The organism is Ohessyouella blattaphilus (assembly GCF_024721265.1).
GTDB classification, from domain to species: domain Bacteria; phylum Bacillota; class Clostridia; order Lachnospirales; family Lachnospiraceae; genus Aequitasia; species Aequitasia blattaphilus_A.
This window is the reverse complement of the sequence record NZ_JAMXOC010000038.1, coordinates 1-11,529: the sequence shown is the minus strand read 5'-3', so window position 1 is coordinate 11,529 and position 11,529 is coordinate 1. Positions and strand designations below refer to the sequence as shown.

Sequence of the window (11,529 nt, the reverse complement as noted above, 5' to 3'; positions counted from 1 at the left end):
AATCTTGACTTGTGGGACAATTAACTATTTCTTGTGCTATACCTATTGTCGTCTTCTCAATTTCTGACGCAAACGCCGGCTGAGAGCCTATATTTAATATGGCAGCAATGATGGCTACTATAATTCTCGCTATTTTTTTCTTTACTAGGGCCATTAATCGTCACCACCTTTTTTCCCTCTTGATTTTTTTGATTTTCCTGCAATAAGCAATGATAGGCAAATTGTTAAAATGCAAATAATAATCGGCGCCCATTCTGAAGTTAGTGCCTCGGGCATCTTGTTGCTTTTTTCTGTTGTATTGTCCGCCGGATAAGGATTCTCAAAACGTTCGCTTGAAAGTCTACCCACTAATAAATGTCGCCCATTAGTCGGTTCTGAGGCACAAGTGCTTAGTATGATTAGTGAACTGTCACCTAAATTATCAAGCATTCTACTATACTTAGAAATGGAATATAAATAACCTATGTATTCCTGTTTATTATCTGTAATGGATGGGTTATATAAACTCCAGTCATAGGCATCTCCTAAAATATAAGCAAAAAACTCAATCCCATAATATGTTTCCGTAGTTGATGTGTATAGTTCTCCGTAATTATGAGTCTCAAAGAAATCTTTATCATCAAATAACTCTATGTCACCAAACATAGCACTCTCTGCCATGTGATGACCGTACAAAATACTGTTAAAATCAGTAAAATCCTGGCTGTTTCTATAATCTAAATAAATACACCCCGCCATTGACGGTTTATTATATGCATTTGTGTTAATATACTTCTGATTGTTATCACTTTGAGTGATAGGATAATCAATTCCCGTACCGTAGACATTTAACCACCCAAAAACCTCAGCATTTATTTCTACAAGCTGTGCAAATGATTTCGCATCTTCTGGCTTATATTGCACATACTGAGATGCGTCTGCGTTTGTGATTACCTGCTTGTTGCCATGTAAAACATAAAGGGAGCAAAGTAGCACTAGAACAAAGCAAATCAGTAACAGATTATCAAGCAAGAAATGCATTAAGGTAATAATCCTTGATATACGTTGATTATTATTGTCTGATGCCATTTTTCCCCCTAAACACTTAATTAATTATTTGACTCTGCGACGAGTACGTCCGAATAGATATAGACCCACTCCTGCTACGGAAAAGAGACCTAGTAATATAAACGGAAGATTATTCATCACGATACCCGTAATACTAATGTCGACTTTTGTGTTGGTCATAATTGCAGTGTTGCCATCGGTATCTGTTGTCGATTTTACCAAGAAATTTTCATCTCCTGATTCGTTAATCTTGCCTTCGCTATCAACCGTTACCGCTACGTCAGAACCGCCCTCTTTAACAGTAGCCGTCTTTGTATAGGATGTGTCACTTTCGCTCTCTGTTACCGTATAGACAGTACCGACAGGTGCGCCAACAGTATTACCAATTGCGTCCGTAAAGACAATCTTTTCACCATGCTTCAAACTGGTGCTGATGACGAACGTTCTTTTAGCTTCGCTAGTGATTGATACCTTTGTTGGTGTTCCTGGTGTTCCTGTAGATCCTTCGACCTTCCAGTACACGGCAGAATCCGCAGCGACTGGAAATGTGCTTGGAAGTTTAACTGACACATTGAAATTGAAAGCTTTTGTCATGTCTGCATAAGCACCCTTTACTTGCTTTTGTACGAAGAATGGCGCACTCTCGATATAAGTATTGACGAAACGAAAACCATTACCCTCGCCTGGTGTGTCATTCGGCGTAGGGTCCACCTTGTGGGCGTCTCTGGTTGAGTCATCGGTGTCGTATTGCTTATCATAAACCGTTACAGCATAGATTTCAGTACCTGTGGCATTTCCCTGAGCGTCAATGGTGTTCTTAACATAGACTCTCATAATGTAGGACTGAGTAGAGTAGGTCATGCCCGTGGTTGTTTTCGCTGTTTCGGATACTTCATAGATATACTCTCCCGCATGCGGGAATGTGTAGATATCATTGTCACTTCCGTCATAAAATAGCGGGCTAGACTGCTTAACAACCATGTCATTTGCAATAGCGTCTGCTGAACTAAAGGTGATGTCGCTAATAGCGATTGCTTTTACACCGTCATAAGTGGTGTCAGCAACTGTATGGTTTGTAACAGCCGTAAGTGAAGATGTAAAAGAAAATGTTTCTGATGGAACCGTTGTTCCTTCTGCGATATTTAGTTGTTTGGTGATGGTTACGTCACTGAACGAACCATTTACGGTTGTTGTTGATGTGTTTCCATCCTTGGGAATGTTATCGGCTGGCTTGGCAAACACAGTCATTATACTTGTCATTGCTAGTGTTATTGCCAATAATAAGGCGAATACCCCGTAAGTTACCTGTTTTTTTTGTCTTTTTTCTCTTCTCATATACTCTCCTTGAATTCAAAAATTATTAGTTCTTATAATTAACATTGCACTACCGGCAATGGAATTATCTTTTACTGGGCCATACATCCGACTATCAATGGATTGCGAACGATTATCTCCCATAACGAATAGCTCATCAGGTTTTAAAGTAACCGGAAATGTAGTACCACCCTCGTATAAAAGAGAATCTCCGATTATGTTTGCTTCTTGTTGTAAAGAACCATTAATGAAAAGTCCCTTCTCCGTTATATCTACGGTATCTCCGCCAATTGCGATTACCCGTTGCACTTGAGTGCTTTCGTCGTAATTTATAACCACAACATCACCGGCTGTATAAGAGGCGTGCCTGTTATAAAAAATGATGTCGCCACCGCTTACGTTAGGCAGCATAGAAACGTCTTCTGCTCTTGTGACACCAAATACAAACGTCATAACTAGAAAAACACATAGCAAGATACCAGCTATTTTAGCGACTAAATATAATACTTCAATCAAAAGAACTGGGTCTTTTGTTTTAGAATCTTCTTTTGCTTGCCTTGTCATTATTTAATTCTTAGAAACCTCCTCTAAATAAATCTACTTCGATTAGAATCCTTCGATATTTAGTACACTCGCATTTTGTCCTTTGGCAAATTCACCGCCTCTTTCTGAGCTGTTGTTTTCCTTTTATTTACTTCACACGGAATCACCTCCGACAAGACCTGGGTAAACAGGTGAATTTCCTTATCGGCAATTCCGTCTTTCCCGGTATCAAAGTATTCTTTCCAGGATTTGATGTCCATAAAGAGATTGCCGTCACTTACGTGTGCCGTAAATGTGTCGGTAAAATCAACCTCTCTTAGAAAAGTAAATTGGGCTAATTGTTGTTCGGCTACTCCTTCGCCTTGATCGGTGAATTCGGCCAAGACGATGTACCACTGTTCTTGATAATAGAAATAAAACGATTCTACTGTCACACCTTTTCTCAGCATGTCTTCCTTTAAAAGTCTTAAATTTCTAAACATTTCCTCTTATCCCCTATTCTTTAGTATTCTGCCTGGTAATCACCATTCTCGCACCACTGGACGGCAAACCGCTTGACGTAGAAAAGGATTTCTTCTTTTGTCGTTTGATCATAACCCCAGTAAACAACTCTTTGAGCTTTCATATCATATATACCATAGAAAAACCGCCTTGAATGGTGGGTATCGATGCCGCTTTTAATTCCCTGGGCGAGCATCTGACTCACTTCATAATACGGTTCTTCTTTTCTTTTTATTCTGTTCATGCTTGTATCCCTCAGCTTTTATTCTTAGTTATTTCATCATCTGCTTGAAATGTTTTTCATATCCTTTCACTTCAAATACTAACTGAAAGGCCTCCATATAACTCTCATAGTCGAATTCCTTAGCGTCAAAGATAATCTGTCCTTTTGAAGGGGACTCTCTGTTCATATACCTGTTAAACGACTGATACTTATTACTATCTTTTAATTCCTTACTGTTGAAGATACTCTTAAAATCTTGTTTTTCCACAAAATCAAAAAAGTATTCTATGATGTTCCGCATGCAATTGGCTATTAGAGCCGGCGGGCTATCTTTATCTTTGATAATGCTCCAATAGGAGTGGTAATCATTCTGGACTTCCTCGTAGCTCATCTCTCCAATCTGACTGGTGCCCCCCGTTTTCTTAATTCTAAATAGCTTCTGGATCTCTCGGGACTGTTCATGGTTTAGATTGGTTAATTCGTAAAAGAAATACAGGCTATGGGTTAAGATAAAAACCTGCTCGTACTTTTCTGTCTGGAGAAACTCATTGCGAATTAGGCGGCCAATATTAAAGATAAACACATGAGATAAGCTGGAGATAGGGTCATCAATAATAATTATTTTGTTAGTCTTGCCCGTAGCGTTCACGCCTTTACACACCTCCAGAAAATAGAGGAAGCTAATCACCATCTTTTCCCCTTCGCTAAGGGACTCAAAGATATTCTCTTCTTCCCCTCTAACTAGCTGGTAGAGGGCATTTTCCTCTGAGTACTTTTCGATTTTAAAGCTATCAATCCCGATCTCTAGAAGGGTGTTATTGATGTTTTCTACGGCTTCGCTAATATTGCTCATTTGGGCTTTATAGCGTTTTATTTTCTCTAGCTCCTCTTCCTTTTGTCTTAAGCAGGCCTTAATTCTTTTCTCACAGGTTTGGTACTTTTCGTTCTCCTCTTCCTTACACTTTTCGTATTCTCTAAGAGTGCTGTCGTACTCTCTTTGCAGGACTTGCCAGAACTTATTTTTTAACTTTTCTAGTTCTTCTTTTTTATTACGAATCTTTTCGTTGTACTTATAAATATCCTGATTTATCTTGCCCAGGCAATCATTGAATTCTCTAATAATTAAATCGGTGGCTTCGATAGTAACCACGGTGCCGGGGGAGTTCTGTTTTCGCTTTATCTGATAAATATTATCCCGAACAACCCTTACAAGCTTCATATAGATTGCTTTTAGCTCTGCCTCATAGGGCTTGGCAAAGGGGTCTTTAGTATAGACATCTAGTCTTGGTAGCTGTTCATACCCTTCTTTATAACCCCGATAAAGCTCACCGATTACATCTAGATCCTCCTGATAGGTTTCATCGAAGTATTGCCGGATGCTATCAATAAGTGTCTTAGTAAGAGTCTTCTCCTGACAAAAAGGACAAAGGCTTTCGTCCTCGCTGGTGTCAATATAGGCCATGCCTGCACTTACCCAGTCGGAATTTTGTAGCTTATCAATTACTTTCGCGACGGAGCTATCTTTGTTCCCGACAATAACCTTGCTGAAAATCTCACTAGTCTCGTAAACGCCGGCAGGAAATTCTAGCTCTGGGATATGCTCGCAGGTATGGTCTTCTCCTTGCAGCTGCTCTATTTGTCTCTTTAGCTCACTAATGGTAGTATCTAAATCATCATTAAGCGCAGTCGTCTCAATCAGGTGATGGTAAAGGGCTAATTTAGACTTTTTGACCCCTTCAAAGCAATATTCTAGGACATGATCTCCGCCGGTGTATTTTCTTCTAATCATCCATACTTCATCTAATATATTATCCTTTAGTTTCTCTAGGCACTTAGTAATGCTTTGCTTTTTATGCTCCTCTTCGACGACGATCTTGCTTACAAGCTTGATAATGGCTTCGCTTTGTTCCATCGCCTTTTGCGCCATGCTATTGGTCTTTGACATGGTGAAAACTCCGGGAATACTATCTCTTTCATAGAAATAATCCCCAACGAAATGTTGGTTATACACTAAGATTTCTTCTGTACTTTCTAGACCTTCAATCGTACAGTCTCCATAGCACGATTCTGTGGGCGAATAGAGATAGTCCGAGATGGTACTTTTTCCCGTTCCGTTAAGACCATATATTAAGTTTATTTTTTTATCCGTCTCCAAAATAGCCTCTTTTTTATAACTGGCCACTTTGTTCATCCTAATCTTGTTAATCATTCTTACCCTTCCAAATCCTTTTCTAAAGATACTGAGATTACATTTCATGAGCGGTCATAATTCTGTCTGAACGCTAGTTATCTTACGAAGTTTATTCTTATAGGTGGGTGTTGATAGAGGTGATAATCGCCTTAACCACATCTTCAACAACATAAAGAACTGGTCGTTCACATTCTTCAAGTCTACATAAAATACTATTTATCGTGCCCTCCGCCGGCGCTCTGTCTTCCAGCAAATCCCCGACCGAGATATTTAAGGCTTTTGCTACCTTTATAGCTCCATTTTTTCCTATGGTATTGCTATTTGTTTCGACTTTAGAAATGAGTGACACCGACAAATCGGCGGCCTCAGCTAGTTGCTCCTGGGTCATTCGTCTCTTCATTCGATAATATCTAATCCGCGTGCCAATACTATTATTCATTCATTTTCTCCCCTTTAACTGTGAAACAGAGAATAAAAGTCTTTGGTACCGCGCTAACTAGTAAAAGAAGGTCCCCCCTTGGATGACCTTCTCGTATGACAAAATGGCTCACGCTACCACGCAATTCTCTTTCACAATTCCTTTTTATTATTTGTACTCCCTTATTTTTTTCCCTTAATAAATTATGTGGTAACCGCTCATGATACTGCCTATTTGCTGATAAGGCCTAACTATCACCTAGTCCAGGCGGCCTCATCTTCCGAAATTTCATCGTTTTAGCAGAAATGTACTCAATATCCAATTGTCAAGGAACTTCCTAGTACTACGAATTAGTCATCTATATTAACCCAACTATAGCCGTACCCTCTAATGGTCGCGATATATTGAGTACCTATCTTCTTCCGTAAATGCTTGATGCAGCTATCCACTGCTCTTAAATCGCCCTCGTTGCCCCACAGTTGCTCATAAATAAACTCTCTACTCAGAGCTTTGCCGGCATGCTCAATCATAAGCCAGGCGACGTGAAATTCTTTACTAGTTACTTTATAGCTCTTCCCCTCAATATGAAGAAAGTTACTGGCTTTATCTAGATATACGCCGTTTAAATATATTTTCCGCAAATCTTGTTTCTCTTCATCGAGCTCCTCAAAAAGCCGCTCTATATAGTGAATGATTACCTTGATGCTCTTATGCTTTGTTAACACCACATCCACATCTTTATCAATGGCGGCTAACTCTGTCCTTTTATCCTTACTATTAAGTATTAGGACAAACTTAAAAGTCTCCCTTATTTCCCGCAACATCTCAATTAGCCAGATGCCGTCGTCTTCAATAGCGCCATCATCTATCACAATCACGTCATACTTTTCCTTCACGCTACTGATAATGGCCTCCGCCGCAGTGCCTCTACGCTTCACCTCGGCGCCTTGACTCTCTAGCCCTTGTTTAATCCCTTCAAAGAGCAACGCATCTTGGCCGATAAAGGCCACCCTTCTTCTTGACATATCCTCTGTTAATCGTCTCTCTCTCACAGGTCTACTCTCTCCGTCTAATCAACTAGTATATTCCTTCCGTATTCCACATATAACCATAGCCCCTAATAGAGGTAATATAGTGGAAGCCTATTTTCATCCGGATACGCTTTACACAACCGTCTACGGTTCTAGGGTCGGCATTCTTAAAACTACCCCACCACACCTGCTCGTAAATATACTCACGGCTTAGTGCTTCATTTTCGTGTTTGACTAAAAACCTAACTAATTCAAACTCTTTTCTTGTCATTTGGTACTCATAGCCGTTAATTACTACCGCACCTCGAAAGGCATCAAAGATTACTTGCTCCTGCTTTGGCTTCTTTACTAATGGTTCACTTGTATCCGTTTCTTTAATTAGTTTCTCCACGTAACGAAGAACCACCTTCTCATCTTTGCAATCGGGTAGAATCATATCGACTTTTTCTTTAATCGCCGCCACTTCCGTCTGCTCATCCTCATCCTTAATGATAAGCACATATTTTAGGTTGTCGTTAACCTCCCGTAAGGCGCCAATCAGCCATAGGCCGCCCTTGTTCTCTACCTCATTATCAACTAAGACCACATCAAATTGTTCTTTCACACAACTAACAATCGCTTCGGCGGTATCATTCTTTACTTCCACCTCCACCTGCTTAGCCTCTAATCCTTGCTTAATTCTCTGCCAAAAAGGTAATTCCTTCCCGATGATAACTGCTCTTCTTCTAGCTTTCTCAATGGTTGGTCGTATTTCTCTCACGATTGCGTTCTCCCAGTCTTATACTCTTGTTCTTGCCCATTCAGTTTCTCCAGACACCGCCGCTTATAACATACAAGCTCTTGCAGGGTGCGAAAATCGGTTAACTCCGGCATCGCATGCTTGAATAGCTCATAGGCTAGCCGATACTGACCTTTCTCAAAAAGATACTTCGCCTTCTCGTACATCTCTTGGCTACCAGACTTCTCTTTTGCAACTGGCCTTTTAGGTACCGGCTTTGGGGACACCTGCTTTTGTAACACCCGCTTTTGGGGTGCTGGCTTTTTCTTCACGGTCTTCCGGTGTACCGGTTCTTCTACTATTGGTGTCTCTGCCAAATCATATAGCCTAAAAGCGTCACCTTCTAGTTTCTGGCCTAGGCTTCTGGCTCGCTGGCAAAATTCCTCTCTATTACCACGCTCTTTTCTTGTTGTAAGGGGCGTTATTAAGGCTTTTGTCTTAGCTAAGACTTTGTGGAACAGCCTTGTAGGACCAACCACAATTCCCACCCCAACAAGAGCAATAATCAGAGGCGGCATCCCTTGAACCGTAAGGGTAATTGCTAAAAAGCCACCTAAAAAAACTAGAGGTAAGATAAGAGCCCCGCAGGCCCACTCTACGGCACCTTTATTTATAAAGAACCCGTAAAGCAAACAACCACCAATTATCATGATAATTATCAGTAATGCCGTCATGCTTATCCCTCTCTTTCTTTGTCTATAAACCTGATAACGGTTGTAAGGAAATGGCTTCACCGGGATTTTGCCGGCGATTTACAAAAGGCTTTTCTTCTACCTCTGTCACCTCATAGAACCAGGTTTGCGCTATCTGACTCCCGGTAGCCCGACAAGTATGTAGACGATACGTTAGGCTTAACTCCCGCTCTTCTCCGGGGGCCAGCCGGGGTAAGTAGTATGTCACATGCTCCTCGCCATTAATCACGCCATAGTCTCCTTGTTCATCTGTATGAGAAAGATACTGAGCGTTTTTAGGCACATAGCCACGAATAACAATCCCCACTAAGTCTTGGCCACCAGTATTAGCTAGGTGTATCTGTTGACTAATAACACCTTCTACCCCGACCTCTAGCTGACTTACTTCTCTTTGAGTGGCTTCTAGCTGAAGCTGACCTTCTGGCTCTTCCTGATAAGAATTATAAAAGACCAGCTCCGTGATATACTCACTCCCTTTTAGAAAGTGGGTATTGCAAATGAGCTTTCCGCTTTTATCTTTCTTAACCTCAAAGAGCAAGCGATACTGGTTCTCGTCATAGGTCATTCCCGGCGCCTGCAAATCCCGTTGCCGAATCAGAAAGGGATAGACCCCTTCTTTCTGAAAGGTAAAGCTTCCCAACTCTAGCAAACCACCTGCGTGTACTATGCGCTCATTGGTATTAAGAGGAATCCCTTGACTTTCACTAATAATGTAGCAGCTAAACTCCCCCTCTGTAATCTGAGAGGTGGCTCTATCGCCAGCTAACTCAATCCGTGCCACAGGCGATACGTAAAGGGGGGTAGAAGAATCTTCACTGGCACTTCCCCTTACCGGAAGCAGTAATAAAAAAGTGGTAATCAGTAAAAGGCTACTCACTATCCGTTTCTTCATCTTTCCCCTCCTCGTATAAGGCCTTGTCCTTCTTATCTTTCTTCTTCACAATTCTAGGAGTACTCTCAATATCTCTTAGCTTCCTTTTGGTATAATACTTAAGGCCACCACCAAGTACGAAGATACCAATTAAGATAGCTAGCTGTATTACATTCCTGCTCTCCATCGCCTTATATCACTCCTCTTCTAAAGCGTGCTCTGGCTTCTTTCTTGACGCTACGATACCACCACAGAATCTGCAAATCTCCCAAGATCAAAAGGCCAAAGACAACAAAGATAAGACCGCTAGACCCCACAAGTACCGTGTCAACGATTTTCCAGTCCTGAGCCTTAAGCTCTGGCTCTTCTTCATGACCCTCGGCTTGGAGAGTCGTCATCTCTATTACGCTTTCCTCATTAAGCCTAGGGATAACCGCTTCTTCCCGCGTGTGAGGTTCTCCGCACTTACTACAAAGGCGATAGCGAAGTCCCTCGGCCTTTGTCGTTGGGGCTATCTCCTCCTGCCAAGGACTATATACATGCCCGGTTGGTGGAATTTCTTCTTCCTGTTGATAACCACAGACTAGGCAAGTATAAAGACGTTGTCCTGATAGGGCTTCCTCAGGCACAGCAAGGAGGCTTACTTCATACTCCTCAAGATTGCCACACTGAGGACAGCCTTGATCAAAAGAAGCGTGAACAGGAAGAACTAGCATAAGAAGGATAACTATTGCGATAAGCACTGCCCTGATTAAAGAGAAATATTTGCTTACGAAATCCTTCATGGATTAGTCCCCCTTTTCTGTTTGCAAGTGCATCCTTTGTCCTTTACGTATAGATTTTCCTCTAATATTAAGCATCTCCTTAACCCCCTCAACATAGGAAGCTCCTAGGGGTATTTTCTCCCCATTCACTAGTTCTAGCTGATACAAGCCCCCGCCATTTGAGGCCAAGAGCGCAATTGCTCTTATGGACACCAGAAAGGAACGATGACAACGAACAAATCCCTGACCTAGCAAGAGATTCTCCATCTTGCCAATGCTGGAATAATATTCATAGCTTTGCTCCTTGCCTCCTTCTCGGAAATAGACTTTTAAAAGACGACGATTGGCTTCAAAATAGAGAATGCTCTCTAGTAAAATCTTCCTAGTTTCGCCGAGACGGTTTAATAAAATGTATTCCATCTCATCCTCTATTACATCCTGAATACAATTCTTTAAAACTTGTTTGAAACGTGCGTTATTATTGTAGTCCTTTAAAATGTAATGGTAGGCATGAACATCGAAGGCTTCCAAGTAATAGCCATCAGCATGAGTAATAAAAATAATACGCCCTTGATAGCCACTGCCTCTAAGCTTCATGGCAATGTCAATCCCATTTTCTTTGGGAAGGTTTATATCTAGTAACAGCATGTCCGGATAATACCGCCCGCTTTGAATCTCTTCCACTAGTACCGCTTCATAGCAATATGTCTTTATCTGAAGCTGTACGTGTAACTCCCTCTCTCCCTCTAACTCACTGGCGATGTGATAGAGCTGACTTTCTATATCGTGCAACGCATCCACGTTGCCATCACAGATAGATATCTTTATAATCATCGCTTTTCTTCCTCGCTTAATGCTAACCTCATTCTGTCTTAATACGATAAACCACCACAGTTCTGGCCTCGTTATGCTCATAGCTACAAGTGGACAAAAGCACAAAGCGGTCTTGAATTGCTAAGTCTTTAGGGGTCTCCTCTGCCCCGTGAACATCCCGCTCTCGCAAGGATTTAAGAAACTGGGTCTTTCGCTCTACAGTATCCTTTACTCCATAGATCTCCTCTTGGGTGGCATCCACAACCACACAAGCAATAAGCTCTAATTCCAGGGTTTCTTTTTCCAAATAAATAACGCCCTCCCGGTGAGCTTTAAAATACTC

General features: G+C 41.4%; 15 protein-coding genes. All 15 read right to left on the bottom strand.

The window, feature by feature from the left end:
* Positions 1-153: 153 nt before the first annotated feature.
* Entirely contained in the window at positions 154-1,068 is a 915-nt protein-coding gene (gene srtB, locus NHH16_RS14655) for a class B sortase (RefSeq protein ID WP_262070344.1), read from the bottom strand.
* A 24-nt stretch (positions 1,069-1,092) separates the two neighbouring features.
* Positions 1,093-2,307, bottom strand: coding sequence for a DUF7601 domain-containing protein (locus NHH16_RS14650; protein WP_262070343.1), 1,215 nt, complete (start codon positions 2,305-2,307; stop codon positions 1,093-1,095).
* Positions 2,308-2,397: 90 nt separating this feature from the next.
* Positions 2,398-2,925 (bottom strand): signal peptidase I, encoded by a 528-nt coding sequence (gene lepB / locus NHH16_RS14645; protein ID WP_262070342.1) that lies wholly within the window; start codon positions 2,923-2,925, stop codon positions 2,398-2,400.
* A gap of 59 nt (positions 2,926-2,984) precedes the next feature.
* The gene (locus NHH16_RS14640) at positions 2,985-3,386 is read right to left on the bottom strand and encodes a DUF6037 family protein (RefSeq protein ID WP_262070341.1); all 402 of its coding nucleotides are present in this window, start codon (positions 3,384-3,386) and stop codon (positions 2,985-2,987) included.
* Positions 3,387-3,406: 20 nt separating this feature from the next.
* The gene (locus tag NHH16_RS14635) at positions 3,407-3,649 is read right to left on the bottom strand and encodes a hypothetical protein (protein WP_262070340.1); all 243 of its coding nucleotides are present in this window, start codon (positions 3,647-3,649) and stop codon (positions 3,407-3,409) included.
* Positions 3,650-3,677: 28 nt separating this feature from the next.
* Positions 3,678-5,837 carry an AAA family ATPase gene (locus NHH16_RS14630; protein ID WP_262070339.1) on the bottom strand — a complete coding sequence of 720 codons (2,160 nt, stop codon included), beginning with the start codon at positions 5,835-5,837 and terminating at the stop codon, positions 3,678-3,680.
* 97 nt (positions 5,838-5,934) lie between these two features.
* Positions 5,935-6,258, bottom strand: coding sequence for a helix-turn-helix domain-containing protein (locus NHH16_RS14625; protein ID WP_262070338.1), 324 nt, complete (start codon positions 6,256-6,258; stop codon positions 5,935-5,937).
* Between the two features lie 329 nt (positions 6,259-6,587).
* The gene (locus NHH16_RS14620) at positions 6,588-7,289 is read right to left on the bottom strand and encodes a response regulator transcription factor (RefSeq protein WP_262070337.1); all 702 of its coding nucleotides are present in this window, start codon (positions 7,287-7,289) and stop codon (positions 6,588-6,590) included.
* Between the two features lie 25 nt (positions 7,290-7,314).
* Positions 7,315-8,028 carry a winged helix-turn-helix transcriptional regulator gene (locus NHH16_RS15680; protein ID WP_262070336.1) on the bottom strand — a complete coding sequence of 238 codons (714 nt, stop codon included), beginning with the start codon at positions 8,026-8,028 and terminating at the stop codon, positions 7,315-7,317.
* Entirely contained in the window at positions 8,025-8,720 is a 696-nt protein-coding gene (locus NHH16_RS14610; protein WP_262070335.1) for a hypothetical protein, read from the bottom strand. Before NHH16_RS14610 ends, NHH16_RS15680 begins: the two co-directional genes overlap by 4 nt.
* 22 nt (positions 8,721-8,742) lie before the next feature.
* Complete coding sequence (locus tag NHH16_RS14605) at positions 8,743-9,630, bottom strand: Spy0128 family protein (protein ID WP_262070334.1); 888 nt, start codon at positions 9,628-9,630, stop codon at positions 8,743-8,745.
* Entirely contained in the window at positions 9,608-9,796 is a 189-nt protein-coding gene (locus tag NHH16_RS14600; protein WP_262070333.1) for a hypothetical protein, read from the bottom strand. Before NHH16_RS14600 ends, NHH16_RS14605 begins: the two co-directional genes overlap by 23 nt.
* 4 nt (positions 9,797-9,800) lie before the next feature.
* Complete coding sequence (locus tag NHH16_RS14595) at positions 9,801-10,394, bottom strand: hypothetical protein (RefSeq protein ID WP_262070332.1); 594 nt, start codon at positions 10,392-10,394, stop codon at positions 9,801-9,803.
* A 3-nt stretch (positions 10,395-10,397) separates the two neighbouring features.
* Positions 10,398-11,207 (bottom strand): LytR/AlgR family response regulator transcription factor, encoded by an 810-nt coding sequence (locus tag NHH16_RS14590; RefSeq protein ID WP_262070331.1) that lies wholly within the window; start codon positions 11,205-11,207, stop codon positions 10,398-10,400.
* 28 nt (positions 11,208-11,235) lie between these two features.
* Positions 11,236-11,529, bottom strand: a 294-nt coding sequence (locus tag NHH16_RS14585) for a hypothetical protein (RefSeq protein ID WP_330643545.1), incomplete at its 5' end; no start/stop codon positions are given.